Source organism: Bradyrhizobium ontarionense (assembly GCF_021088345.1).
Taxonomy (GTDB): Bacteria; Pseudomonadota; Alphaproteobacteria; order Rhizobiales; family Xanthobacteraceae; genus Bradyrhizobium; species Bradyrhizobium ontarionense.
Window position 1 is genome coordinate 7,853,735 of sequence record NZ_CP088156.1, and the last position, 23,203, is coordinate 7,876,937.

The following is a 23,203-nucleotide window of genomic DNA, read 5'->3' on the forward strand; positions in this document are numbered from 1 at the left end:
TGGGATGACAATTGCGCCTCGCGGAGGCGGGTGTGGACCGTCTCTGTCATGCGGGACGATTGTCACATAACTGTAGAAACCACGCGCTAGCGATGCTCCAGGCTTAGCCTGTGGAGTTGTGAATGCTGGTAGTGGAAGGCCTGACGTGCCGCTTCGGCACGAAAGCCGCAATCGACAACGTGACGTTTTCGGTGACGCCGGGCAGCTTCGTCGGCGTGATCGGCCGTTCCGGCGCCGGCAAATCCACGCTGCTGCGGTCCATCAACCGGCTGAACCCGGTGAGCGATGGCCGGATCCTCTATAAGGACATCGACGTCACGACGCTGCGCGGCCGCGAGTTGCGGCAGTGGCGCGCCCGCTCGGCGATGATCTTCCAACAGTTCAACCTGGTCGGCCGGCTTGACGTGCTGAGCAACGTGCTGATGGGGCGCTTGGCTGAAGTGTCCTCCTGGCGATCGCTGGCGCAGCTCTGGCCGGCCGAGGATATCGCGGTCGCGCTGTCGGCGCTCGAGCAGTTCGACATCGCCGCGTTGGCTGCTCAACGTGCGGACCAATTGTCGGGCGGCCAGCAGCAACGTGTCGCGATCGCGCGCGCGCTAGTGCAGAACCCGGAGATCATCCTCGCCGACGAGCCGATCGCCTCGCTCGATCCTCGCAACACCAAGATCGTGATGGATGCGCTGCTGCGCATCAACAAGCATTTCGGCATCACGGTGATCTGCAACCTGCACTCGCTCGATCTCGCGCGGACCTATTGTGACCGCCTGATCGGCATGGCGACAGGCCGCCTCGTGTTCGATGACGTGCCTGCCGCGCTGACCGCCCAGATCGCTCGCGAGCTTTACGACCTCGAAGCCGACGAGGTGATGGGTACCGTGCCGCCGCCGGTTTCCGGTACCGCAATTCCGGCTCTCGGCGAAGTTGCCGCGGCCTGATCTTGTCCTGCGTTCGACTGCGGCGCGCGCCGCACACCGAGTTCTCAGTTCAACCTGACTTGAAAGGTGACCCTATGATCAACCGTCGTCTCATTGTTGCCGGCCTGGCGTCGCTGGCCCTGACCGCGTCTGCGTCCGCCGAAGATTGGCGGACGAAATATCCGGAAATCACGTTCGCCGTTCATCCGGAAGAAAATGCATCTGGCGTGACCGAGCGCTACACCCCGTTCGTCAACTACCTTTCGAAGGAACTCGGCGTGAAGGTCACGCTGCGCATCGCCAACGATTACGCGGCGGTGATCGAGGGGCAGCGCGCGGGCAATATTCACATCGGCTATTATGGTCCGGCCTCGTTTGCGCGCGCCCGGCTGACCGGCGTGAAGACCGACGCCTTCGTGATCGACGTCAATGCCGACGGCTCGAAGGGCTATTACTCGGTGTTCTACGTGCTCGCCAAGAGCCCCTATCGGAAGATCGAGGACCTGAAGGGAAAGAACCTGGGCCTGGTCGATCCGAACTCGACGTCCGGCAACAACATGCCGCGCTTCAGCCTGAACCAGAAGGGGATCGACGCCGATTCCTATTTCTCCAAGGTCGTGTTCACCGGCAGTCATGAGAACGCGGTGCTGGCGCTGGCGCAAGGCACCGTCGAGGTCGCCGCCAACTGGTGGAAGACCGATGACGATTCCAACCTGGCCCGCATGATCACCAAGAACATGGTGAAGTCGGCTGACGGCAAGACGCTGACCAAGGACGATTTCCGCATCATCGCGAAGTCCGAGCTGATCATCAACTCGCCTTTCGCCTACCTCAGCGATCTTCCTGAAGACATGAAGGCCGCGATCAAGAAGGCGTTCCTGGACGCGGCGACGAAGGAGCCGGACACCTTCAACAAGCTGTCGGACGGCAAGAACAAGCCGTGGGAGTCGACCAGCAACGAGGATTTCAACAAGACCATCGAGCTGATCAAGTTCGTCGACAATCTCCGCAAGAAGGGATCGTAAGCGTCGGCACCGCTTTCGAAGGCCGGGTCTGGCTGACCCGGCCTTTCCCTTTGTTCCGTCTCGTCAGGCTTGCAATGGCTTCAGCCGTTTCCATTCTTCCGAATGCTCAGCTCGCCAGCCTGAACGAGGCCTATCGCAAGGCAGTCGCGCGCAAGCGGCTGCGGCTTGCGCTCGGGGCGGCGCTGTTCGTGGTCCTGCTCGTTGTCGCCAGCGTCGGCGCGGAAGTGAACCTGCGGACCTTGTTCACCTATTTCGGCAATTTCGTCAGCTACTTCGACCGTCTCCTGAAGCTCGACGACGGCAACCGCGTCTGGACCAACATTCCGGAATGGTTCTGGGGCTTCCGCAAGTGGCTCCTGATGCTCGGCGAGACCCTGCTGATCAGCTATGTCGGCACCCTGCTTGGTGCGGTTCTGGGCTTCGCATTGAATTTCCTGGCGGCAGAGAACACGTCGCCCGCACCGTGGCTGCGCTTTGCCGTGCGCCGGCTGCTCGAATTCGTCCGCACGGTCCCGGGCATCGTCTTCGCGTTGGTCTTTGTAATGGCATTTGGGCTCGGGCCGATGGCCGGCGTACTCGCGATCGCCCTGCATTCGACCGGCGCTCTGGGCAAGCTGTTCACCGAGGTCGTTGAGAATGCCGACATGAAGCCGGTCGAGGGCATCCGCTCCACCGGCGCAAGCTGGCTGGCCTGCATGCGTTTTGGGGTGCTGCCACAGGTGATCGCCGGTTATGCGAGCTATACGCTGCTGCGCTTCGAGATCAACGTGCGTGAGGCCTCGGTGATGGGCTTCGTCGGTGCGGGCGGGATCGGACAGGAACTGGTGGTCGCGATCCGCAAGTTCTATTATTCCGACGTCAGCGCGATCTTGGTCCTGATCATCGTTGCCGTGTTCCTGATCGATATAAGCACCGGCTGGCTGCGTGCCCGCCTATTTGGCGCTGAGGGCCGGCCATGAAGCCCGTTGTGCCGGCAGATCAAGCCGAGCTGCGCAGCCGTTATCCGCATATTTTCGTCAAGCCGGTCTCGGCGCGGCTCGCGGTCCCCTCGATGCTGATCCTGGCGTTGGCGATTTTTGTATTCGGTCTGGTCGATCTGGAGTTTTCGCCGGTGCGGCTCGCCGCCGGCCTGCGTCAGCTCGGCTGGATCACGCTGATGATGCTGCCGCCCGATCCGGGAAGCTCGCTGGCGGCTTATCTGCAGGCGCTGGGAGAGACCTTGTCGATCGCGCTGTTGGGCACGACGCTTGCTGCGGTTACGGCGCTGCCGGTCAGCCTGCTCGCGGCCCGCAACATCGTGCCATCGGCGATCTTCCGCTTTCCGGTGCGGCGCTTCTTCGACACGATCCGGGGCGTGGACACGCTGATCTGGGCACTGGTCTGGATCAATGTCGTCGGCCTTGGTCCGTTCGCCGGCGTGCTGGCGATTGCGGTTTCCGACTTTGGCGCCTTCGGAAAGCTGTTTTCCGAGGCGTTCGAAGCCGCTGATCGCAAGCAGGTCGAGGGTGTCCGCGCCTCCGGCGGCAGCGCGCTGCACGAGATTCGGTTTGGCCTGCTGCCACAGGTCCTGCCGGTGATCGCCGGCCAGGTGCTCTATTTCATCGAGTCCAACACGCGCTCGGCGACGATCATCGGCATCGTCGGCGCCGGCGGCATCGGGCTGCAGCTCGCCGAACAGATCCGCGTGCTGGAATGGCAGAAGGTGTCGTTCCTGATCCTGATGATCCTGGTGGCGGTGGCTGCGATCGACTGGATCTCGGGCAAGCTGCGTTTTGCGATCATCGGGCGCCGCGCGGTCGCGTGAACGGATCGGCATCCGAAGGTTGCGGTCGTTCGTAGACAAACGATCAGGATGTCGCGCGGGCTGTGTGCACTGCACGCGCTGTCGCAAATCCTTCATGTGCGGGCTTTAGGGGAAGCTCCGGAACTAGCCGTCATGCCAGGAATACGGAGTCAGTCTTCATGAAGGTCACCCGCCTCGTTCTCGCTCTGCTCGCGCTGTGTGTTCTGGGGCCGTGGCAGCCGGCCAAGGCCGCCGATGTCATCTGCTACAATTGTCCGCCGGAATGGGCCGACTGGGCCTCGATGCTCAAGGCGATCAAGACCGATCTCGGCTACGACATTCCGCACGACAACAAGAATTCCGGCCAGGCGTTGGCCCAGATTCTCGCGGAGAAGAGCAATCCCGTCGGCGACATCGGCTATTTCGGCGTGACCTTCGGCATGAAGGCGAAGGCGCAGGATGCGCTGGAAGCCTACAAGCCCGTCAACTGGGATCAGGTCCCGGCCGGTCTGAAGGACGCGGACGGCTACTGGACGACGATCCATTCGGGTACGATCGGCCTGTTCGTGAACAAGGACGCCCTCGGCGGCAAGCCGGTGCCCGCCTGCTGGAAGGACCTGCTCAAGCCCGACTACAAGGGCATGGTGGGCTATCTCGATCCGAGCTCCGCGGCCGTCGGCTATGTCGGCGCCGTCGCAGTCAACCTCGCCCTCGGCGGTTCGCAATCCAATTTCGATCCTGCCGTCACCTTCTTCAAGGAGTTGCGCAAGAACGATCCGATCGTGCCGAAGCAGACGTCCTATGCGCGGGTGGTGTCGGGCGAAGTCCCGATCCTGTTCGACTACGACTTCAATGCCTACCGCGCGAAGTACTCGGAGAAGGGCAATTTCGAATTCGTCATTCCGTGCGAAGGATCGGTGATCTTCCCGTATGTCGTCGGCCTGGTGAAGAACGCGCCCGACAAGGACAAGGCGAAGAAGGTCATGGACTATCTGCTCTCCGACAAGGGACAGGCGATCTGGACCAATGCCTATCTGCGTCCGGCCCGCCCGATCGAGCTGCCCGAGGCGGTGAAGAGCAAGTTCCTGCCTGACAGCGACTACGCCCGTGCCAAGAGCGTGAACTGGGGCGACATGGAAGCCGCGCAGAAGGGGTTCGTCGACCGCTATCTGTCCGAAGTCCGCTAAAGGAGCGCAACGCCCCGCCGGGCGATGATCCGGCGGGGTGTCCCTGATCCCATGTCGCACAAATCTTTCGTCTGGATCTGTCTGCTGCCACTAGCGGCGGTGACGGCAGCCTTCTTTCTGTTACCCATGACGAGGCTGCTCGTCACCGGCGCTGAGGGACCGCGCGGACTGGCGGAATATCTCGCGATCCTGCTCGAGCCTCGCTACCGCGCCACGCTTCTCAACACGGTGCTGCTGGCAGCAGCGACCACGATTGCGACGCTGGTGGTCGCAACGATCGCCGGTCTGTTCCTGCAACGTCACCGCTTTCCGGGGCGCGCCATCCTTGTCGCGATCCTGACGTTTCCGCTCGCTTTCCCCGGCGTCGTGATCGGCTTCATGATCATCCTGCTCGCCGGCCGCCAGGGCCTCGTCGGCGAGGTCTCCTCACGTCTCACCGGAGACAAGCTCGTCTTCGCCTATTCGATCTACGGGCTATTTTTGGGCTATCTCTACTTCTCGATCCCACGCGTCATCCTCACCATCATGGCCGCAGCGCAGAAGCTGGATCCTGGCCTGGAGGAGGCGGCTCGGTCGCTCGGCGCAGGCCCGTGGGCCGTGCTGCGTGACGTGATCCTGCCGGCGCTTGTGCCGGCTTTGGTTGCCTCGGGCGCCATCGCGTTCGCGACGGCGATGGGGGCGTTCGGCACGGCTTTCACGCTGGCTACCAACATCGACGTGCTGCCGATGCTGATCTACACGGAGTTCACACTTGCGGGAAATCTCGCCACGTCGGCGGCCCTGTCGGTCGGGCTTGGCGTGATGACCTGGCTGATCCTGGCGCTTGCGCGCTCCTTTACCGGCAACTCCGTTGCGGCGGCGGGCTAGGCACGTGCGCAACCGAGTCATCTTTACCCTGCAATTCCTGTTCACAGTGCTCGTCGCCGCCTTTCTTGCCGTGCCTGCAGGTCTGTCGATCGCCGCGGGCGTGACGGTCAATTATTTCCGCGGCATCCAGTCCGGTGTGACCCTGCAATGGGTCGTCCAGGTCTGGGAGCTGTATGCGGACACGATGCTGGCCTCGATCCTGATTGCGTTGGGGACGCTGGCCGTCACGCTCGTGGTCGGCGTGCCCGCCGCCTACGCGCTCTACGTTCGCGGGGGCCGGCTGGCACGGCTCGTCGAAGAGATCATCACGCTGCCGCTCGCCATTCCCGGACTCGCGATTGCCCTTGGTCTTCTGCTGACCTATGGCGGCTTCGGAAGCTTCCGCCGGTCGTGGCTGTTCATTCTTGCAGGGCATGTGATCTTCACGATGCCGTTCATGGTCCGCTCGGTGATGGCCGTGTTCGCCACCATCGATGTCAAGTCGCTCGATGAAGGCGCCGCGTCGGTCGGGGCCGCGCCATGGCGCCGCTTCGTCGACATCATCGTTCCAAATGCCGCGCCTGGGATCCTGGCCGGCAGCCTCATGGTCGTCACGCTGTCGCTTGGAGAATTCAACCTGACCTGGATGTTGCACACGCCGTTGACCAAGACCCTGCCGGTCGGCCTCGCCGACAGCTATGCATCGATGCGGCTGGAAGTGGCCTCCGCCTACACGCTGATCTTCTTCGTCATGATCATTCCGCTGCTGGTCGCCATGCAATGGATCGGGGAGAGAGGAAACGCGAGGTGAGCATGATGACCCGGCACGGAGCGGCCCTGAAGGTCGAGAATTGCGGCAAGACCTTCGCCGACGGAACCTGCGCGCTCGCGCGCGCCACGCTCGACATCGCGCAAAGCGAGACGCTGGTGCTGCTCGGCCCGTCGGGCTGCGGCAAGACCACGCTGCTGCGGATCGTGGCGGGGCTGGAGACCCCCGATGCGGGCGGGCGTGTGCTGTTCGATGGCAAGGACCTGACGCGGCAGCCGATCGAGAAGCGCAATGTCGGCATGGTGTTTCAGTCCTACGCGTTGTTTCCCAACATGAGCGTCGCCGACAACATCGGCTACGGATTGAAGATTCGCAGTGTGCCCAGGACGGAACGGGCCGCGCGGGTGGCCGAACTGGTCGCACTGACCAATCTGGGCGGCCTGGAGGGTCGGCGCATCGATCAGCTCTCGGGCGGCCAGCGTCAGCGCGTCGCCCTGGCGCGCGCGGTCGCCATCCGGCCGAGCGTGCTTCTGCTCGACGAGCCGCTGACGGCGCTCGACGCGGCCTTGCGCGAGCGCCTGCGGGGCGAGCTCAACGGCCTGTTGCGCACGCTCGGAATCACGGCGATCTATGTGACCCACGACCAGGCCGAGGCGATGGAATTGGGCGACCGCATCGTGGTGATGCGCAAGGGCGCCATCGCCCAGGTTGGTACGCCGCGGGAGATCTATTTCACGCCCGCCAACCGCTTTGTCGCCGAATTCGTCGGCGCGGCCAACATCATCGAGACGGCCATCGAGGGAGGCCACCTCATTCTGCCGGGCGGCCGGCAGCCAGTCGCCGAACCGGGACAGCGTACCAAGGCGGTGGCGATGGTCCGACCTGAAACGATTGGGATCGTCGACGCGTCGACATCGACGCTCTCCGGCGTGGTCGACAGCGTCCGCTTTACCGGCGACCGTCAGCGCATCATCGTCCGCGAGGCGGCTGCCGTTCCGCTTGCCGTGGATGCACCGAATACGATCAAGGTCAGCGCCGGCGAGCGGATCGGCCTTTGCATTGCGCCGGATGCGATCCGCCTGCTTCCCGAGGAAGGCTGATAGCCGAATGACCAAGAGTCCCGTCCATATTGCCCAGATATCCGACCTGCACATCAAGACGCCCGGGCGTCTTGCCTATCGGCGGGTCGACACGGCCCTGGCCCTTTCCCGCTGCATCGCCGAGCTCAATCGGTTCGAGCCCAAGCTCGATCTGGTGGTGATCTCCGGCGATCTCGCCGATACGCCGTCGTCCGCCGAGTACGAGCATCTCACAGATCTCCTGGGCGAGCTCAGGACCCCGTTCGTGGCCATTCCGGGCAATCACGATTCGCGCGAGCTGATGCGGATCGCATTGCCCGGTCATCCCTATGCGGGGCCCTCGGGTCCGCTGAACCGGCACGTGCAACTGGCGGAGCTCGACCTGATCCTGCTCGATTCGAGTGTGCCCGGTCATCCGCACGGCGAGCTCGACCCGCAAAGCCTCGACTGGCTCGACGCGATACTGTCGACCGGCGCCGGCCGCCCGGCGCTGCTGTTCCTGCACCATCCGCCATTTGCTGCGGGCATCTGGCATATGGACCGGCAGAACCTGCGCAATGCCGACGATCTCGCGGCAATCGTCGCGCGTCATCCTCGCGTGCAACTGATCGGATGCGGTCACGTGCACCGCGCCGCGCTGACCCGGTTTGCCGGCATTCCCTGCACGATCTGTCCGGCACCGAACCACGCAGTCGATCTCGATCTGGCAATGCTCCGGCCGCCATCGTTCCGGATCGAGCCGCCGGCGTTCCATCTCCATGCCTGGTTTCCCGGTCCCGGATTCGGCACGGTCGTCACGCATCAGATTCCGATCGGCGACTTCGAGGGGCCGCATCCATTCTTCAACGAAGACGGCACGCTGATCGATTGACCGCCCGACGCCGACATGTTGTCCGGCCGGGAGCGAGGCGTCGCAAGGCAGAGAGTCTAGCTCTCGATCTCGAAGGTGACGCGTTCGGCCGCGAAGCGCGAACGCTTGACAACGAGCGGCGTGCTGTCGGCGTCGACGTCGGCGCTGTCGACCACCAGCACCGGGCGCCCCAGCGCGAGGTCCAGGCGCGCGGCGTCGCTCGCGTCGGCGATGGCTGCGGTGATGCGGGTCGAGCCGCGACGGTAATCGCGAATGCCGTAATGTGCGAGCAGGGCCGTCATCGAGCGGGTCGCGGCGAACACGCGCCCTGCGTCCGGAAACCGCTCGGCTGAAAGCCAGGACGTGCTGACGCAGATGGGGGTCTTGTCGGCGAAGCGTAGCGCCTCGATGCGCACCAGCGGCGAACCCACTTTCAGCCCGAGGACGCGCGCGATCTCGCGCGTCGCCGGCTCTTGCGAGGCAGCGAGCAACTGCCCATGTGGCTCGCGGCCGCCGGCGCCGACGATTTCAGAGAACCGCGTCCGCGATCGCAGTGGATAGGACAGGCGTGGCGCCTCGACATAGGTCCCGCTGCCGCGCTCGGCGCGCACCAGGCCGCGCTCGGCCAAGGTTGCGAGCGCGCGCCGCACCGTATGGCGGTTCACCCGATAGGTCTCCGCAATCTCGGTCTCACCGGGCAGGCGTGTTCCGGGCGCGAAACGGCCCTCGGCGATGTCGCGTTCGATGCCATCGGCGACCCGCCGCCACAGCGTCACCCCCGAAGGGACGTCCGGCATGCTCATCGCGGCTCTCCGGTCTCCGGCCTGAAAATCACGTCCATGTCATCAAACAGTCATGGCGCCTCGCTACGAAGTTGTCTAATATCATAGACAACTTCAGTGTGGCAAGATCGGAATGGACATGGGCGGCAACACGGCGATGCCGGAACGGCGCAGGACCGCGATGCAGGTATTGGTGCATGCGTCGCATGCGGACATCTCCGCCAGGCTCGCGGCGCTCGATCTGCCCGATCATCACCATCTGCGCGCGGCAGAGAACGGCCTCGTCATGGTCCGCGGCCGGATCGGCGGCGACGGTGCGCCGTTCAATCTCGGCGAGGCGACGGTGTCACGCGCCGCGGTTCGGCTCGCAAGCGGCGAGGTCGGCTTCGGCTATGTGCTGGGGCGTGACGGCGACAAGGCGCGGCTGATCGCGCTCTGTGACGCGATGATCCAGTCGCCTGCGCATCGCCCGGCGATCGAGAAGGAGGTCGTTGCGCCGTTGCAGACGCAGATGCGCGAATCGCGTGAGCGCCGAGCAGCCGAAGCCGCCGCCACGCGCGTTGATTTCTATACGATGGTGCGGGGAGAGGGCTGATGGCTGCTGTCACATCCGCGCTGCAGCCAGGCTTCGTCGATCAGACGCTCGCGGCGCAATCGACCTTCCGTGCGGTCATGGAAGCGATGGCGCGCCCGGGGCGTCCTCAGCGGGTTGACGTCGAGGTTGGCCGGCCTTCGTCGCTGATGCCCGGAGCGGCTGCGATCGCCTTGACGCTGTTCGATCACGATACGCCGGTCTGGCTCGATCCAATCTTGTCGAGCGCTCCGGATGTCGGTGCGTGGCTCAAGTTCCATACCGGCGCGCCGATGGTCGCCGATCTCGCGCTCGCCAGTTTCGCGCTGGTGGCAGAGCCCGGAGCGCTGCCTGATCTTGACTCGTTCGCGCTCGGCTCGGCCGAATATCCCGACCGCTCGACGACCTTGATCATGCAGGTGCCCAGCCTGTCCAGCGGAGAGACGTATCGGCTGCGGGGGCCCGGGATCGACAGGACGATTTCGCTCCGCGCAACGATCGCACCGGCCGATCTGTTCGAGCGGCTGTCGATCAACGAACGCTTGTTCCCGCGCGGGATCGATGTCGTGCTGATCGATGGCACCTCGGTCGTTGCAATTCCTCGTACCGCGCGGCTGGTTGCCGCAGGAGTTTGACGCATGTATGTGGCCGTCAAAGGTGGCGAACGCGCCATCGAAAATGCACATAGCCTGCTGGCGCACGAGCGCCGTGGCGACCGTAACGTGCCGGAGCTGTCGCTTTCACAGATCTCCGAGCAGCTCGGGCTTGCGGTCGACCGTGTCATGAGCGAGGGCTCGCTGTATGACCGTGAGCTTGCGGCGCTCGCGATCAAGCAGGCGCGGGGAGACCTCATCGAGGCGATCTTCCTGGTGCGCGCCTTCCGCGCCACCCTGCCGCGCTTCGGCGCGACCGAGCCGGTCGATACCGGCGCGATGCGGGTGCAGCGGCGTGTCTCGTCGACCTTCAAGGACATTCCAGGCGGACAGGTGCTGGGGCCGACCTTCGATTACACGCACCGGCTGCTCGATCCGCAATTGGCAGAGGGTGGGGAGCCGGCACCGCCAGCCGTCGCGCAGGCTTCGGATGCGCCGACACCGCGGGTGACAGATATTCTCGGCCAGGACGGGTTGATCGAGCCCTCGCCGCAAACAGAGGCCGGCGCTGTTGTCGGCGATCTGACGCGGGATCCGCTGAGCTTTCCGGCCGGGCGGGATCTGCGGTTGCAGAACCTCGCGCGTGGCGACGAGGGGTTTCTGCTGGCGCTCGGCTACTCGACGCAACGGGGCTACGGCCGCAACCATCCGTTCGCCGGCGAGATCCGCTTCGGCGAGGTTGAGGTCGAGTTCGTCGCCGAGGAGGTCGGCTTCGCCGTTCCGCTAGGGTCGATTGAGCTGACGGAATGCCAGATGGTCAACCAGTTCAAAGGATCCGCAACGGAGCCGCCGTGTTTCACCCGCGGTTACGGTCTCGCCTTCGGCCAGAGCGAGCGCAAGACGATGTCGATGGCGCTTGTCGACCGTGCCTTGCGCGCGCGGGAACTGGGAGAGGATGTCGCAGCACCGGCGCAGGACGAGGAGTTCGTGATGTCGCACTCCGACAACGTGCAGGCGACCGGGTTCGTCGAGCATCTCAAGCTGCCGCACTATGTCGACTTCCAGTCCGAGCTCGGCCTCCTGCGCAAGTTGCGCAGGGAATTTGCCGATGCGAATGCCGCTCCGGTCTTGAAGGAAGCCGCGGAATGAACGCGCCGACGTATAATTTCGCCTATCTGGATGAGCAGACCAAGCGGATGATCCGCCGCGCGATCCTGAAGGCGATCGCCATTCCCGGCTATCAGGTGCCGTTCGCCAGCCGCGAAATGCCGATGCCCTATGGCTGGGGCACCGGCGGCGTGCAGGTCACCGCGGCCATTCTCGGCCCCGACGACGTGCTCAAGGTGATCGACCAGGGTTCCGACGACACCACCAATGCGATCTCGATCCGGAAGTTCTTCGCCAAGACGGCCGGCGTCGCAACGACGACGTCGACGGAAACCGCAACCGTGATCCAGACCCGCCACCGTATTCCGGAGGCGCCGTTGCACGAGGGACAGGTGCTCGTCTATCAGGTGCCGATCCCGGAGCCGCTGCGCTTTCTCGAGCCCCGCGAGACCGAGACGCGCCGCATGCATGCGCTGGCGGAGTACGGCCTGATGCACGTCAAGCTGTACGAAGACATCGCGCGCTTCGGCCACATCGCGACGTCCTATGCTTATCCCGTCAAGGTCAATGCGCGCTACGTGATGGATCCGTCGCCGACGCCGAAATTCGACAATCCGAAGATGGACAATTGCCCGGCGCTGCAGCTGTTCGGGGCCGGGCGCGAGAAGCGGATCTATGCCATCCCGCCCTATACGTCGGTCGTGTCGCTGGACTTCGAGGATCATCCGTTCACGCGCTACAAGTTCGATGCGCCCTGTGCGCTGTGCGGCGCGGAAGACTCTTATCTCGATGAGATCGTGACCGACGACAAGGGCAGCCGCATGTTCGTGTGTTCCGACACGGATTACTGCGAGGGCCGTCAGGCGGCCGGGCACCGCGGTGTGGAGAACGCCGCGCCACACAAGGAGAGCGCTCATGGCTGAAGCGGTCAATGCGTCCGATCAGCCGCTGCTGGTCGCCGAAGGACTTGCCAAGAGCTACGGCCGGCTGAACGCCTGCCGCGACGTCTCCTTCACGCTCCATTCCGGCGAGGTGCTCGCCATCGTCGGTGAATCGGGCTCCGGCAAGTCGACGCTGTTGCAGATGCTCTCGGCGCAGCTAGCGCCGAGCGCGGGCCGCGTCTCCTACCGGATGCGTGACGGTGTGCTGCGCGATCTCGCCGTCCTCGGCGAGGCCGAACGCCGCTTCCTGTTCCGCACCGATTGGGGCTATGTGCATCAGGATCCCGCGCAGGGGCTGCGCATGGCGGTGTCGGCCGGGGCCAATGTCGGCGAGCGGCTGATGGCAGTCGGTTGGGACAATTACGGTCGCATACGTCAGACGGCCTCGTCCTGGCTGGAGCGCGTGGAGATCGACGTCGCCCGCATCGACGATGCGCCGCGCACCTATTCCGGCGGAATGCGGCAGCGGCTGCAGATCGCGCGCAATCTGGTGACCGAACCGCGGCTCGTCTTCATGGATGAGCCGACCGGCGGGCTCGACGTGTCGGTGCAGGCGCGGCTGCTCGACCTGATGCGCAGCCTCGTCAACGAGCTCGGCCTCGCCGCGATCGTGGTGACCCATGATCTTGCCGTAGCGCGCCTGTTGTCCCATCGTGTGATGGTGATGAAGGAAGGGCGGGTGATCGAGACCGGCCTCACCGACCAGGTGCTCGACGATCCGCGCGAGCCCTACACACAGCTCCTCGTGTCCTCCATCCTGCCACCATGAGCCCGTTGCAATGACCGTGATGATCGATATCGCGAATGCCGAGAAGACCTTCACCATGCATCTGCAGGGTGGGATCATGCTGCCGGTCGTGCGCGGCGTGTCGTTCCAGGTCCGGGCCGGGGAATGTGTCGTCCTGTCGGGACCATCTGGAGCCGGGAAATCGTCGATCCTGAAGATGATCTTCGGCAACTATCGCTGCGACGCCGGCCGGATCGACGTGCGGCATCAGGGCGAGATGACGGACCTCGCACGCGCCGAGCCACGTCTCGTCCTCAACGCCAGACGGCAGACGATCGGCTATGTCAGTCAGTTCCTGCGCGCGGTGCCGCGCGTGCCTGCGCTCGACGTCGTCGCCGAGCCGCTGGTCGCAGCCGGCCTGTCGCGCGACCAGTCCCGGGTACGCGCCGGTGCGCTGCTCCGTCGGTTGAACATTCCGGAGCGGCTGTGGTCCTTGCCGCCCTCGACCTTCTCCGGTGGCGAGCAGCAGCGCGTCAACATCGCGCGCGGCTTCATCTCCGAGGTGCCGATCCTGTTGCTGGACGAACCGACGGCGTCGCTGGACGCAGCCAACCGAGCGGTTGTCGTCGATCTGATCGCAGCGAAGAAGCAGGCCGGCGTGGCGATGATCGCGATCGTTCACGACGACGAAATCCGCGCTGATATTGCCGACCGGACCGTCGACGTGACGAGCTTCGCTGCAGCGGCATAGAGAAGTACAGATACGAATGAGCTCGAACATGTCCGAAACCGTGATAGGAAATGCCCGGCTGGTCCTTGCAGACGGGATCATACAGCGGGGATGGGTGGCGATGGTGGATGGCCGGATCGCCGAGCTGGGAGAAGGCGCGGCCCCGTCCGGCAGCCTCGACGCGGGCGGCGACCTGCTCATGCCGGGGCTCGTCGAACTGCACACCGATCACCTGGAAGCGCACGTCATGCCGCGCCCGAAGGTCTATTGGGATCCGGTCGCGGCAGTCGTTTCCTACGATGGGCAGCTGGCGACTGCAGGCATCACGACCGTGCTCGATTCGTTGCGGGTGTGGAGCGAGGAGGGGGCTGAGGGCGTCGACGGACAGGCCAATGTGCTGGCGCAGGCGATCGCGACGGCGCGCGACGGACACTTGCTGCGCGCCGATCACTTTCTGCATCTTCGCTGCGAGGTGCCGATGCCGACGGTGGTCGAGGAAGCGAAGCAGCTGGCGGGCCGTCGCGATGTCCGGCTGATGTCGCTGATGGATCATACGCCGGGTCAACGGCAGTTCCGCGACGAGGGCAAGCTGCGCGACTACTATCGCGGCAAGAGCGGCGGCAAGACCGACGCGGAGCTCGACGTCATGTTCGCGCGGCGCTTCGCCTATCAGCAGGCCTATGCGGCGCCGAACATGCGCGACATCGTTGCGCTGGCGAAGACTCATGACGTGCCTCTGGCCAGTCATGACGACACCACCGAGGAGAATGTCGCCGACGCGATCAAGGACGGCATAGCGGTGGCGGAGTTTCCGACCACGATGGAAGCTGCGTGGGGCCTTCACCAGGCCGGCATCAGCATCCTGATGGGGGCTCCGAACGTCGTACGCGGCGGCTCACATTCCGGCAACATCGCCGCCGTGGATCTCGCGCGCGAGGGTCTGCTCGACATTCTATCGTCGGATTATGTGCCGTCGAGCCTGCTGATGGGGGCGCTGCAGCTGCCGCGGCGCGTTCCTTCGATCGATCTGGCTGCCGCGGTTCGTACCGTTACAAAGACGCCGGCCGAGGCGGTCGGTCTCGATGATCGCGGTGAAATTGCTGCCGGTAAGCGCGCGGATCTGATCCGCGTTCATGTCGCTGGCGATGTGCCAGTCGTGCGCAGTGTCTGGCGGGAAGGAACGCGGGTGGCATGAGCGAGGTGTCGGCTCCTTCGGTTGACGGGTCCGAAAGGCTCGGCCCAGGCAAGCTCGTGCTCGTCGTGGGGCCGAGCGGCGCGGGCAAGGACACCCTGCTCAATGTGGCGCGCAGCGAATGTGCCGGCAATGATCGCATCGTGTTTCCGCGGCGGGTCGTCACCCGCGCGGCCTCGGCATTCGAGGACAATCAGGAGATGGGCGAGGCGCCGTTTCGCGAGGCGCTCGCCGCTGGCGCATTCGCACTGCATTGGGATGCGCACGGGCATGGCTACGGCGTGCCGCGCGCGATCAGGGACGACATCGTCGTTGGCCGCACCGTCGTGGTGAACGTGTCGCGGACGGTGATCCCAGTGGCACGGCGCGACTACGCCCATGTCGTTGTGGTGGCCATCACCGCGCCCGCCGAGGTTCTGGCCGAACGTCTGAGCAAGCGGCATCGCCCGAGTGATGCCGACATCGGCGAGCGGCTTCATCGGACCATCGACGAGGAGGCGGTGGCGGCGGATGTCACCATCGTCAATGTGGGCGATCCCGAAACGCACGGTCACCGACTGGCAGAGGTGATCAAGGCACCTGTTGAAGAGGCGCTCATCGGAGCGACGGGAGGCGGCGGCTATGTCGATCATCACAACCCTTGAGCAGCTCGAGGCGATCTACGGCCAGACCGGGATCACATCGACGGCCAAAGTCTCCGATCGTGTGACGCCGCACTACCGCATCATGATCGAGAAGTCGCCCTTCGTCGCGCTTGCGACCTGCGGTCCGGAAGGTCTGGATTGTTCGCCGCGCGGCGATCTCCCGGGTTTCGTCCGTATCCACGACGATAAGACACTGATGTTGCCGGACCGGCGCGGCAACAATCGGGTCGATTCATTGCGGAACATCGTGCGCGATCCGCGGATCGGCCTGTTGTTCCTGATTCCGGGATCTGGCAATACGCTGCGGGTGAATGGGCATGGTCGGCTGTCGACCGATCCGGATCTTCTCGAGTCGTTCCGAATGGAAGGCAAGCTGCCGAGGACGGTGCTCGTCATGACCGTCGAAGAGATCTACTTCCAGTGTGCACGCGCGATTGTGCGCGCTGATCTCTGGAATCCGGACAAGCGCGTCGATCCGAGACAATTGCCGACGCCGGGACAGATCCTGGCTGCGATGACCGCGAATGCCGTCGACGGCGCGGAATACGACCGCGAGTGGCCGGAGCGCGCGCGGCAGTCGATGTGGTGAACGCTCGCACGACGGCGTCGCCGTACGATCAGCGTCGAGAGTCAGGCGGCGACATCGAGCAGGCGTGATGAGCCCCGGATGAGAACCGTCCGCCCGGCTGGCGTGATGGCAGCAGTTCCATTTTTGATGACCGCCAGTTCGAGTGCAATGAGCTGATCGACGACGCCGCCGTTCAGCCTGCGGCCCTCGCGCGCGGGAGTGCGGAGCGCCTTGAGCGTCTCCCATTGATCCGGCGTGAGCTCGTGCTCGAATTCCGCGTTCATGCTGCCTCGAATGTTGCCGTCCCGCATTCGTCTTAGAAAGTCGGCGTGACGAAGATGCGACCCTCATGCATCCGTATTGATACGGTTCGTTCATTACGCCCGAACCACGCGCCCCTTAATTCAAATTTGAATGATCCGGAAGTTGCGCTGCAACGTTGAACCTTTTTTGGATTTGCCCGCGGCATTGATTGTGTGTCGTTAAGAGAAGATTAAAGCCACCGAGCTGGTAGAGCGGTAACGCAACTGTCACATCGGCGTGTCAAACGGCGCCATCATCCCGCTCGAATCGGCCGGCGCGTATCGCTGGCTCAAAGATCTGTTGAATGGCTGTCCCGAACGACGACCTGCCGCCGCAGCTGAAGCGCAGGGCCTGGCTGCGCGGTCTGGGCGGATTGGCGCTGAGCATCTTGATTGCAGGAATTGCGGTCTATGTGCTCATGCGGGCGGTCAAGAAGCTCGATGTCTCTCACGTCGTGTCGATCGCGGAGGCGACGGATCCGAAGCTCATCGGTCTCGCATTGGCGCTGATCGCGCTGTCCTACGCCGGCCTCACGCTCTATGATCTGTTTGCGTTGCGCACGATCGGCCGCAACGACATTCCTTATCGAGCTGCGGCTCTGGGCAGCTTCACGAGCTATCCGATTGCCCACGCGATCGGCGCGGTCGCGCTGATCTCACCGCTGGTCCGCTATCGGATCTATGCGCCCTACAGGCTCGGCGCGATCGACATCGCCAAGATCAGCTTTCTCACCGGACTGACCTTCTGGCTCGGCAACCTGACGGCGCTCGGCCTGAGCCTGATGATCGATCCCGATGCCTTCGGCTGGGTGGAATACTGGCCGCCGACGCTCAACCGCCTGATCGCTGCCGCCTTGCTCTGCGGCGTGATCGCCTTCGTCATCTGGAGCTGGCCGGGGCGGCGCAGCCGGCGGTGGCCGGTCCGGCTGCCATCCGGTCCGACGGTGCTGCTGCAGATCGCAATCGGACTGTTCGATCTCAGCACCGCGGCGCTCGCGATGCATGTGCTGATTCCGGCCGATCTCGGCATCGACGTGACGCGGCTGATGGCGGTCTTCATTGCCGCAACGCTGCTCGGATTTGCCAGTCATGCTCCGGCCGGCATCGGACTGTTCGATGCGACGATCCTGCTCGGACTGGGCGGCGACGATCAGGAGGCGTTGCTTGCGGCGCTCCTGATCTTCCGCATCCTCTATCACCTGCTGCCGTTCGTGCTCTCTCTCGCCGTCTTCGGCGGCGTCGAACTGTCGCGCAGCTTGCGTCCATCCGCAGGGGCGTCAGACCGGCGAGTTCAACTTCAGCCCGATCATGCCGGCAACGATCAGGGAGAGGCAGATCAGCCGCGTCGGATCGGCCGGCTCGCTGTAGAGGATCATGCCGACGATGATGCTCCCGGCAGCGCCGATCCCGGTCCATACCGCGTAGGCGGTACCAAACGGCAGTGATCGCAGCGCCAGCGACATCATCGAGAAGCTGAGCAGGATTGCGACGACGGTCGCCACACTGGGCCAGAAGCGGGTCAGTCCGTCGGAGTGCTTGAGACCGAGCGCCCAGATGATCTCGAGCAGACCTGCCGCCAACAGCGCGAGCCATCCGCTCATCATGGCCGCGCGCTCGCGTACACATGCCACCCTATGACGATGCTGGTGGGCGGGCGGTCTGCGGCCGGTGACAGCAGAGCGATTGCACACGGCAGTCCGGGCATTCCGTCGTCTCCGTGCCGGTCGACAATGCCGTTGATCTGCAGTTTTTGCGCGACAGGGATATGACGAGCCCTGACCGCCGGACGCGAGAGGACGGCATCTCCTTGTCCAGGGCATCGCTGAGGATCTTGATCTGCCGCATCTCGAACCGGCTGCGGGATGCCAGGATGCGAGTTGTGCCGCAGCGGCGATCCTGTAGCGTTCGGGCAGGATCAGTGCCTCCGGTAGCAAGCGAGGAGAGGAATCATGAAGGTCTTCATCGTGCTCGCGCATCCCGAACACCAGAGCTTCAACGGCGCCATGTTCCGGACAGCGGTCGATGTCCTGGGCGCCGCAGGTCACGAGATCAAGACATCGGATCTCTACGCGTTGCGGTTCGATCCGGTGTCGAGCCGGACAAATTTCCTGACGGTGAAGGACCCGGATTACTACAAGCAGCAGACCGAGGAGCTGTATGCCTCGGAGAGCTACGGCTTTGCCGACGAGATCGAGCGCGAGATCCAGAACATCGAGTGGTGCGATCTGATGATATGGCAGTTTCCGTTGTGGTGGTTCGGCTTGCCGGGAATTCTGAAGGGCTGGGTCGATCGCGTGTTCGCGATGGGACGCACCTACGGCGGCGACAGGATCTACGCCAACGGCGTCTTCCGTGGTAAGCGCGCCATGCTGTCGCTGACCACGGGCGGACCGGCCGCGGCCTACGAGAAGGGCGGCTTCAATGGCGACCTGACGGCGATCCTGCGCCCCATCCAGCGCGGTATTCTGCAATTCACGGGGTTCGATGTGCTGGCGCCGCAGATCGTTTACGGGCCGGTGCGGCTCTCGCGGCCCGCGAGGACGCAGCTTCTCGAAGCCTACGCCGCTCGCCTGCAGGCCGTCACGAGCGAGCAGCCGATCGACGTAGGATCGTATTGACCCGAGGGTGTTTCGACTACCTCTCTTCCATCATGGTGAAGACGAGGCCGGTCAGGGTCGCACCGACAGCGAACGCCAGCGTGAACGTACCGACGAAGATCGTGAACGTCATACCGGGGTCGAGGCTGTGGGCGATCAGTGTCGAGATGCCGAACGCATCCGCCTGGGTGAGCGTAAAGGCGAAGCCGAGCCCGAGCGCCGTGCCCATGAAGGTGTGACAGGCAAGCTCGATCAGGATCGCCGGCTTGATGGCCACTGGACGCTTTTTCGGCGGCATGGGGCTTGTCCTCCGCTATCGCCCGAGAACGCAGAAACGATGGGCGTGGTTCCTGTTCCGCGCGTCGAGAGGCGCAAAGAAGATTGCCAAGCGGCGGCGAGAGCCGCTACGGAATGATCCGTTCGAAACCGCCCGATGACGAAGCTGCCGTGCAGGCCGGCCATCACGCGACCAAGTGCCGCGGCATTGGGCGTCCAACAGGGAGGACACGCAACAATGACCAACGCCATTCGCTTCCACAAAGCCGGCGGCCCCGACGTCCTGGTCTGGGAGGATGTCCCTGTCGGCAAGCCCGGACCCGGCGAGGCGCGCATCCGCCACACGGCGGTCGGGCTCAACTTCGTCGACATCTACAACCGGTCCGGTCTCTATCCCGTTCAGCTTCCGAGCGGCTTGGGGAGCGAAGGTGCCGGCGTAATCGAGGAACTGGGGGAGGGGGTCACCGACCTCAAGGTCGGCGATCGTGTCGCCTATGGCTCCTCACCGCTCGGTGCCTACGCCGAGGAGCGGCTGATCCCGGCTGCGCAGCTGCTCAAGCTGCCGGATGAGATCGACGACAAGACGGCAGCCGCCATGATGCTCAAGGGCCTGACGGTCCAGTACCTGATCCGGCAGACCTACCGTGTCAAAGCTGGCGACACGCTGCTGCTGCATGCGGCCGCTGGCGGCGTCGGCCTGATCCTCAGCCAATGGGCCAAGCATCTCGGCGCCACCGTCATCGGCACGGTGTCGAGCGACGACAAGGCGCAACTGGCCAAGGCGCATGGCTGCGATCACACGATCGTCTATACGCGCGAGGATTTCGTCGCGCGCGTGAGCGAGATCACCGGCGGCAAAAAGGTGCCCGTGGTCTATGATTCCGTCGGCAAGGATACGTTCCTGAAGTCGCTCGATTGTCTGGCGCCGCTCGGCTATGCCGTGCTGTTCGGTCAATCCTCCGGCAGCGTCGATCCGCTCAATCTCGGCCTTCTGGCGCAGAAGGGGTCGCTGTTCGTGACCAGGCCCACGTTGTTCACCTATGCCGCCAAGCGCGACAACCTCGTCGCGATGGCCAACGAGCTGTTCGCGGTCGTGAGGTCAGGCGCGGTGAAGATCGAAGTGCACCAGACCTATCCTCTCAAGGAGGCCGCCCGGGCCCACGCGGATCTCGCCGCCCGAAAGACGACCGGGTCCACCGTCTTTCTGGTTTGACGCAACCAAAGATGTCCGGCCGGGTGGGGTGCCAGCAGGGCTCCACCCGGTGATCTCCGCCGGCTTGCGCATGTCCGGTCAGACCCGCTCATGCTTGCGCAGGTCACGGACGTGATCGAAGCGCGCGGCCTGCAGGTCGGTATCCTGTCCGTCGAGGACGGGCAGCGCAGCTTCGGACATGATGTCGGCGGTAATGTCCTCGACGGACTTGTCGACGATCTCGTGAATGAAACTGACGTTGGAATACTCCCCTGACGCGATCCGGGCGACCACGTCGCGCCGGGTCAGTTCGGGATCGACCACCGCCTCGCGTCCACGACGGCCGTAATCGATCATGACGACGAAATACTGCATGAAGCGCCAGGTCGCCTTCGGCTGAAACTAATGGCTCCATTATTTCCGAAAAACAGAATTTGTCAAGGGGCTATCGTCCCGGAATGCAGTTCCGCGAGGGGACGCCTGGCGCCCCCTCGTGTCGTGTCGTGCGATCGCGTCTCATTTGCTCGATGAGCGCGACCGGGACTTGGCCGCCGTCTTGGCGCGCATCCGCTGGATCTGGCCGCGCGGCAGGGTCACGAAGATCTCGCCGATCCATTCCAGCTTGACGCCCATGATCGGCTTGGCGTTGAAGCTCTTCAGATTGACGAGGGACGACGATTTGCCGCGCTCGATCGTCTTCAGGTAGCGCTCGCCGGTCTTGAGGCGCACGATGGCTTCCTCGCCGTAGAAGCTCGACAGCGGATGGCGCTGATCGCGGTAGACGACGATCACGTCACCGTTCTCATATTTGGGCAGCATCGAATCGCCCGAGACTTCGAAGGCGACCGTCTCCTCGGAGATCGGAAACGGCAGGGCGACCTCGCCGAGCCCCTCGGCGGGCACCTGCTCGTATTCCGGCTCGATGACGGCTCCGGCGCCCACCCGCCCCATGACGGGGACCGAATTGAGCTCCAGATAGTCCGTAATGAGGGCGATTTCGGCCGCCTTGATCAGGCGCTGGCCGCCGAGGATCTCGGACACGGCCCCGGGCCTGACGCCCATGGCACGGGCCAGCCCCCCCTTCGTTTTTCCCGGCTTCTCGAGTGCACGCTCGATCATGGCGACGTCCAACATGGCTTTGACCTCTTTTGCGAATCTCGGCTGCGAGTATATGTTTCGTATAATCAGAATTCAAGCTTGACTTTTTGTTCTGAATATCGGAAATTACAGCAGTCGGGTGAGGGCCGCAAGGGGCCGCCGCTCCCCGGCGTTTCCCACGAGACGAAGAGGCGAGAATGCAGTCCACCGATTGGCCGGATCAACACTCAAAAATGCTGCGGGAGCTCCATGCCAAGGGACAGTCCTATGCGGAGATCGCGCGCGCCCTCAATGCACGGTTTGGAACGGCCTATACGCGGAATGCAGCGCTCAGCCGCGGCAAGCGGATGGGACTCGTCGCGCCGGCGGCCCCCAAACCGGCCCGCTGGCCCGAACCCCGGCGGATGTCTGCGTCCGCCGGAACCGGCCGGCGGAGCCGAGAGCCTGCAGGCCGGCCGATCGCACCCCTGCCGCCCGCGCCAGCCGCCGCTCCGGTTCGGCTTCGCTGCGTCGGCATCAGCCCGCGGCTGCTGTCGCTGGACCAGCTCGAACCCGGCGATTGCCGCTATCCCTATGGCGGCGACCGCGACGGCGATCCCATCACCTTTTGCGGCCACCCGCGCCAGGCCGGCTCCTGCTATTGCACGCCGCATTTTCATCTGACCAGAAATCCCGAGGCCGCCGCGGATCGCCCGGCCGGCCCCCTGACCCTGCGGCTCGTCGCGGCGGCGTGACCGCAAGACCCTGCCGATCGGCCTGATTCCATCCCCATTTTACGGAGACTAGACATGGCGCGCGCCAGACGCAGCAAGTCCCACCGCATGTCCAAGAGCCACGATCGTCGTGCTCATGACCAGCCGAGGAACGCGGACGTGATCCCGGTCGAGATCGACGATCCGCTCGCGCAGGAGCCGGGCGAGAAGATCGTCGCGCTGCGCTCCGTCCGCAACGATCCGCTCGGGCGGCTGCATGCGCACAAGCAGCTCGACGATGCGCAGTACCGGGCCGGACGAGCATTCCAGAACGATTGGGAGCGGGCCGAGCGGGGCCCGCAGGCGATCGACCCGTCGCGCGACCATGTCGATGGCGCGCAGGGGCGGGAGCTCGTGACGGAAGGTCAGCGGCAGGCGGTGCTGCGGCTGAACCGGGCCGAGCGCGAGCTCGGTGCCGACGGGGCGGCGATCACCCACGATATCCTGGTGCATGGTCTCACGATGGAGCAGGTCGGGCATAAGCGCGGTCTGGCCAGCCAGCGCTGGAATGACTATTTCGCACGCCGGTTCAAGGAGTGCCTGGATCGGCTGGCGGTGGTCTACGGCTTTTCCACCGGCCGAATCGCCAGGAAATATGACCACGCTGCGCGATCACGCCATCCGGTCGAGACCTAGCGGGTTGCACGAGCAGCGCTCGCGGCCCACGTCGATGGGCGC

The 23,203-nt window shown here is 64.4% G+C and carries 28 protein-coding genes; 22 read left to right on the plus strand and 6 right to left on the minus strand.

All coding sequences use genetic code 11. The annotated features are described in order from the left end of the window. Positions 1-122 precede the first annotated feature (122 nt). From phnC to LQG66_RS34525, 9 genes are all read left to right on the plus strand, one after another. Positions 123-935, plus strand: a complete 813-nt coding sequence (gene phnC / locus LQG66_RS34485) for a phosphonate ABC transporter ATP-binding protein (RefSeq protein ID WP_231320247.1) — start codon at positions 123-125, stop codon at positions 933-935. Positions 936-1,009: 74 nt separating this feature from the next. Next, the gene (phnD, locus tag LQG66_RS34490) at positions 1,010-1,939 is read left to right on the plus strand and encodes a phosphonate ABC transporter substrate-binding protein (RefSeq protein WP_231320248.1); all 930 of its coding nucleotides are present in this window, start codon (positions 1,010-1,012) and stop codon (positions 1,937-1,939) included. 74 nt (positions 1,940-2,013) lie between these two features. Then, the gene (gene phnE / locus LQG66_RS34495) at positions 2,014-2,898 is read left to right on the plus strand and encodes a phosphonate ABC transporter, permease protein PhnE (RefSeq protein ID WP_231320249.1); all 885 of its coding nucleotides are present in this window, start codon (positions 2,014-2,016) and stop codon (positions 2,896-2,898) included. Further along, positions 2,895-3,743, plus strand: coding sequence for a phosphonate ABC transporter, permease protein PhnE (gene phnE, locus LQG66_RS34500; protein ID WP_231320250.1), 849 nt, complete (start codon positions 2,895-2,897; stop codon positions 3,741-3,743). The genes phnE (LQG66_RS34495) and phnE (LQG66_RS34500) overlap by 4 nt, the downstream gene beginning before the upstream one ends. Positions 3,744-3,901: 158 nt before the next feature. Beyond that, positions 3,902-4,909, plus strand: a complete 1,008-nt coding sequence (locus LQG66_RS34505) for an ABC transporter substrate-binding protein (protein WP_231320251.1) — start codon at positions 3,902-3,904, stop codon at positions 4,907-4,909. Between the two features lie 51 nt (positions 4,910-4,960). Next, complete coding sequence (locus tag LQG66_RS34510; protein WP_231320252.1) at positions 4,961-5,776, plus strand: ABC transporter permease; 816 nt, start codon at positions 4,961-4,963, stop codon at positions 5,774-5,776. A 4-nt stretch (positions 5,777-5,780) separates the two neighbouring features. Beyond that, entirely contained in the window at positions 5,781-6,566 is a 786-nt protein-coding gene (locus LQG66_RS34515; RefSeq protein WP_231320253.1) for an ABC transporter permease, read from the plus strand. Between the two features lie 2 nt (positions 6,567-6,568). After that, positions 6,569-7,624, plus strand: a complete 1,056-nt coding sequence (locus LQG66_RS34520) for an ABC transporter ATP-binding protein (protein ID WP_231320254.1) — start codon at positions 6,569-6,571, stop codon at positions 7,622-7,624. Positions 7,625-7,631: 7 nt separating this feature from the next. Further along, positions 7,632-8,474 carry a phosphodiesterase gene (locus LQG66_RS34525; RefSeq protein WP_231320255.1) on the plus strand — a complete coding sequence of 281 codons (843 nt, stop codon included), beginning with the start codon at positions 7,632-7,634 and terminating at the stop codon, positions 8,472-8,474. 56 nt (positions 8,475-8,530) lie between these two features. On the opposite strand, the gene phnF is transcribed toward LQG66_RS34525, so the two are convergent. Next, a complete protein-coding gene (gene phnF, locus LQG66_RS34530; RefSeq protein ID WP_231320256.1) occupies positions 8,531-9,256 on the minus strand; it encodes a phosphonate metabolism transcriptional regulator PhnF in 726 nt (241 codons plus the stop codon). 118 nt (positions 9,257-9,374) lie between these two features. Between phnF and phnG the strand changes: the two genes are divergently transcribed. Genes phnG through LQG66_RS34575 form a run of 9 tightly spaced genes read left to right on the plus strand, consistent with a single transcriptional unit; the run spans position 9,375 to position 16,329 of the window. After that, the gene (phnG, locus tag LQG66_RS34535) at positions 9,375-9,830 is read left to right on the plus strand and encodes a phosphonate C-P lyase system protein PhnG (RefSeq protein ID WP_231320257.1); all 456 of its coding nucleotides are present in this window, start codon (positions 9,375-9,377) and stop codon (positions 9,828-9,830) included. Then, positions 9,830-10,441, plus strand: a complete 612-nt coding sequence (gene phnH / locus LQG66_RS34540) for a phosphonate C-P lyase system protein PhnH (RefSeq protein ID WP_231320258.1) — start codon at positions 9,830-9,832, stop codon at positions 10,439-10,441. The genes phnG and phnH overlap by 1 nt, the downstream gene beginning before the upstream one ends. A 3-nt stretch (positions 10,442-10,444) precedes the next feature. Further along, on the plus strand, positions 10,445-11,548 hold the full coding sequence (locus LQG66_RS34545; protein ID WP_231320259.1) for a carbon-phosphorus lyase complex subunit: 1,104 nt from the start codon (positions 10,445-10,447) through the stop codon (positions 11,546-11,548). Further along, entirely contained in the window at positions 11,545-12,429 is an 885-nt protein-coding gene (locus LQG66_RS34550; RefSeq protein ID WP_231320260.1) for an alpha-D-ribose 1-methylphosphonate 5-phosphate C-P-lyase PhnJ, read from the plus strand. Before LQG66_RS34545 ends, LQG66_RS34550 begins: the two co-directional genes overlap by 4 nt. Further along, positions 12,422-13,216 (plus strand): phosphonate C-P lyase system protein PhnK, encoded by a 795-nt coding sequence (phnK, locus tag LQG66_RS34555; protein ID WP_231320261.1) that lies wholly within the window; start codon positions 12,422-12,424, stop codon positions 13,214-13,216. The genes LQG66_RS34550 and phnK overlap by 8 nt, the downstream gene beginning before the upstream one ends. 10 nt (positions 13,217-13,226) lie before the next feature. Further along, entirely contained in the window at positions 13,227-13,925 is a 699-nt protein-coding gene (phnL, locus tag LQG66_RS34560) for a phosphonate C-P lyase system protein PhnL (protein WP_231320262.1), read from the plus strand. Between the two features lie 16 nt (positions 13,926-13,941). After that, positions 13,942-15,099: an alpha-D-ribose 1-methylphosphonate 5-triphosphate diphosphatase gene (locus LQG66_RS34565; protein WP_231320263.1), complete on the plus strand. Its 1,158-nt coding sequence runs from the start codon at positions 13,942-13,944 to the stop codon at positions 15,097-15,099. Then, positions 15,096-15,740, plus strand: coding sequence for a phosphonate metabolism protein/1,5-bisphosphokinase (PRPP-forming) PhnN (gene phnN / locus LQG66_RS34570; RefSeq protein WP_231320264.1), 645 nt, complete (start codon positions 15,096-15,098; stop codon positions 15,738-15,740). Before LQG66_RS34565 ends, phnN begins: the two co-directional genes overlap by 4 nt. After that, complete coding sequence (locus LQG66_RS34575) at positions 15,718-16,329, plus strand: pyridoxamine 5'-phosphate oxidase family protein (protein ID WP_231320265.1); 612 nt, start codon at positions 15,718-15,720, stop codon at positions 16,327-16,329. Before phnN ends, LQG66_RS34575 begins: the two co-directional genes overlap by 23 nt. A gap of 41 nt (positions 16,330-16,370) precedes the next feature. Here the strand turns inward: LQG66_RS34575 and LQG66_RS34580 are convergent, their stop codons facing one another. Both LQG66_RS34580 and LQG66_RS34585 read right to left on the minus strand, forming a co-directional pair. Then, positions 16,371-16,592: a hypothetical protein gene (locus LQG66_RS34580; protein ID WP_231320266.1), complete on the minus strand. Its 222-nt coding sequence runs from the start codon at positions 16,590-16,592 to the stop codon at positions 16,371-16,373. 1,295 nt (positions 16,593-17,887) lie between these two features. Next, positions 17,888-18,214 carry a DMT family transporter gene (locus LQG66_RS34585; protein ID WP_231320267.1) on the minus strand — a complete coding sequence of 109 codons (327 nt, stop codon included), beginning with the start codon at positions 18,212-18,214 and terminating at the stop codon, positions 17,888-17,890. 345 nt (positions 18,215-18,559) lie between these two features. On the opposite strand from LQG66_RS34585, the gene LQG66_RS34590 reads away from it, so the two are divergent. Then, positions 18,560-19,228 carry an NAD(P)H-dependent oxidoreductase gene (locus tag LQG66_RS34590; RefSeq protein WP_231320268.1) on the plus strand — a complete coding sequence of 223 codons (669 nt, stop codon included), beginning with the start codon at positions 18,560-18,562 and terminating at the stop codon, positions 19,226-19,228. Positions 19,229-19,244: 16 nt separating this feature from the next. On the opposite strand, the gene LQG66_RS34595 is transcribed toward LQG66_RS34590, so the two are convergent. Then, the gene (locus LQG66_RS34595) at positions 19,245-19,505 is read right to left on the minus strand and encodes a hypothetical protein (RefSeq protein ID WP_231320269.1); all 261 of its coding nucleotides are present in this window, start codon (positions 19,503-19,505) and stop codon (positions 19,245-19,247) included. Between the two features lie 216 nt (positions 19,506-19,721). Between LQG66_RS34595 and LQG66_RS34600 the strand changes: the two genes are divergently transcribed. Next, positions 19,722-20,696: a quinone oxidoreductase family protein gene (locus LQG66_RS34600; RefSeq protein ID WP_231320270.1), complete on the plus strand. Its 975-nt coding sequence runs from the start codon at positions 19,722-19,724 to the stop codon at positions 20,694-20,696. A gap of 78 nt (positions 20,697-20,774) precedes the next feature. On the opposite strand, the gene LQG66_RS34605 is transcribed toward LQG66_RS34600, so the two are convergent. Beyond that, a complete protein-coding gene (locus LQG66_RS34605; protein WP_231320271.1) occupies positions 20,775-21,050 on the minus strand; it encodes a hypothetical protein in 276 nt (91 codons plus the stop codon). A gap of 141 nt (positions 21,051-21,191) precedes the next feature. After that, positions 21,192-21,809: a LexA family transcriptional regulator gene (locus tag LQG66_RS34610; protein ID WP_231320272.1), complete on the minus strand. Its 618-nt coding sequence runs from the start codon at positions 21,807-21,809 to the stop codon at positions 21,192-21,194. A gap of 161 nt (positions 21,810-21,970) precedes the next feature. Here LQG66_RS34610 and LQG66_RS34615 point away from each other — a divergent pair, with 161 nt between their 5' ends. After that, positions 21,971-22,507, plus strand: a complete 537-nt coding sequence (locus LQG66_RS34615; RefSeq protein ID WP_231320273.1) for a GcrA family cell cycle regulator — start codon at positions 21,971-21,973, stop codon at positions 22,505-22,507. Between the two features lie 54 nt (positions 22,508-22,561). Then, entirely contained in the window at positions 22,562-23,161 is a 600-nt protein-coding gene (locus LQG66_RS34620; RefSeq protein WP_231320274.1) for a DUF6456 domain-containing protein, read from the plus strand. Positions 23,162-23,203: the final 42 nt, after the last annotated feature.

Excerpts from the sequence above, each read along its gene's own strand:
- phnC (WP_231320247.1), top strand. The coding sequence starts at position 123 with ATGCTGGTAGTGGAAGGCCTGACGTGCCGCTTCGGCACGAAAGCCGCA.
- phnD (WP_231320248.1), top strand. The coding sequence starts at position 1,010 with ATGATCAACCGTCGTCTCATTGTTGCCGGCCTGGCGTCGCTGGCCCTG.
- phnE (WP_231320249.1), top strand. The coding sequence starts at position 2,014 with ATGGCTTCAGCCGTTTCCATTCTTCCGAATGCTCAGCTCGCCAGCCTG.
- phnE (WP_231320250.1), top strand. The coding sequence starts at position 2,895 with ATGAAGCCCGTTGTGCCGGCAGATCAAGCCGAGCTGCGCAGCCGTTAT.
- LQG66_RS34505 (WP_231320251.1), top strand. The coding sequence starts at position 3,902 with ATGAAGGTCACCCGCCTCGTTCTCGCTCTGCTCGCGCTGTGTGTTCTG.
- LQG66_RS34510 (WP_231320252.1), top strand. The coding sequence starts at position 4,961 with ATGTCGCACAAATCTTTCGTCTGGATCTGTCTGCTGCCACTAGCGGCG.
- LQG66_RS34520 (WP_231320254.1), top strand. The coding sequence starts at position 6,569 with ATGATGACCCGGCACGGAGCGGCCCTGAAGGTCGAGAATTGCGGCAAG.
- LQG66_RS34525 (WP_231320255.1), top strand. The coding sequence starts at position 7,632 with ATGACCAAGAGTCCCGTCCATATTGCCCAGATATCCGACCTGCACATC.
- phnF (WP_231320256.1), bottom strand. The coding sequence starts at position 9,256 with ATGAGCATGCCGGACGTCCCTTCGGGGGTGACGCTGTGGCGGCGGGTC.
- phnG (WP_231320257.1), top strand. The coding sequence starts at position 9,375 with ATGGGCGGCAACACGGCGATGCCGGAACGGCGCAGGACCGCGATGCAG.
- phnH (WP_231320258.1), top strand. The coding sequence starts at position 9,830 with ATGGCTGCTGTCACATCCGCGCTGCAGCCAGGCTTCGTCGATCAGACG.
- LQG66_RS34545 (WP_231320259.1), top strand. The coding sequence starts at position 10,445 with ATGTATGTGGCCGTCAAAGGTGGCGAACGCGCCATCGAAAATGCACAT.
- LQG66_RS34550 (WP_231320260.1), top strand. The coding sequence starts at position 11,545 with ATGAACGCGCCGACGTATAATTTCGCCTATCTGGATGAGCAGACCAAG.
- phnK (WP_231320261.1), top strand. The coding sequence starts at position 12,422 with ATGGCTGAAGCGGTCAATGCGTCCGATCAGCCGCTGCTGGTCGCCGAA.
- phnL (WP_231320262.1), top strand. The coding sequence starts at position 13,227 with ATGACCGTGATGATCGATATCGCGAATGCCGAGAAGACCTTCACCATG.
- LQG66_RS34565 (WP_231320263.1), top strand. The coding sequence starts at position 13,942 with ATGAGCTCGAACATGTCCGAAACCGTGATAGGAAATGCCCGGCTGGTC.
- phnN (WP_231320264.1), top strand. The coding sequence starts at position 15,096 with ATGAGCGAGGTGTCGGCTCCTTCGGTTGACGGGTCCGAAAGGCTCGGC.
- LQG66_RS34575 (WP_231320265.1), top strand. The coding sequence starts at position 15,718 with ATGTCGATCATCACAACCCTTGAGCAGCTCGAGGCGATCTACGGCCAG.
- LQG66_RS34580 (WP_231320266.1), bottom strand. The coding sequence starts at position 16,592 with ATGAACGCGGAATTCGAGCACGAGCTCACGCCGGATCAATGGGAGACG.
- LQG66_RS34585 (WP_231320267.1), bottom strand. The coding sequence starts at position 18,214 with ATGATGAGCGGATGGCTCGCGCTGTTGGCGGCAGGTCTGCTCGAGATC.
- LQG66_RS34590 (WP_231320268.1), top strand. The coding sequence starts at position 18,560 with ATGAAGGTCTTCATCGTGCTCGCGCATCCCGAACACCAGAGCTTCAAC.
- LQG66_RS34595 (WP_231320269.1), bottom strand. The coding sequence starts at position 19,505 with ATGCCGCCGAAAAAGCGTCCAGTGGCCATCAAGCCGGCGATCCTGATC.
- LQG66_RS34600 (WP_231320270.1), top strand. The coding sequence starts at position 19,722 with ATGACCAACGCCATTCGCTTCCACAAAGCCGGCGGCCCCGACGTCCTG.
- LQG66_RS34605 (WP_231320271.1), bottom strand. The coding sequence starts at position 21,050 with ATGCAGTATTTCGTCGTCATGATCGATTACGGCCGTCGTGGACGCGAG.
- LQG66_RS34610 (WP_231320272.1), bottom strand. The coding sequence starts at position 21,809 with ATGTTGGACGTCGCCATGATCGAGCGTGCACTCGAGAAGCCGGGAAAA.
- LQG66_RS34615 (WP_231320273.1), top strand. The coding sequence starts at position 21,971 with ATGCAGTCCACCGATTGGCCGGATCAACACTCAAAAATGCTGCGGGAG.
- LQG66_RS34620 (WP_231320274.1), top strand. The coding sequence starts at position 22,562 with ATGGCGCGCGCCAGACGCAGCAAGTCCCACCGCATGTCCAAGAGCCAC.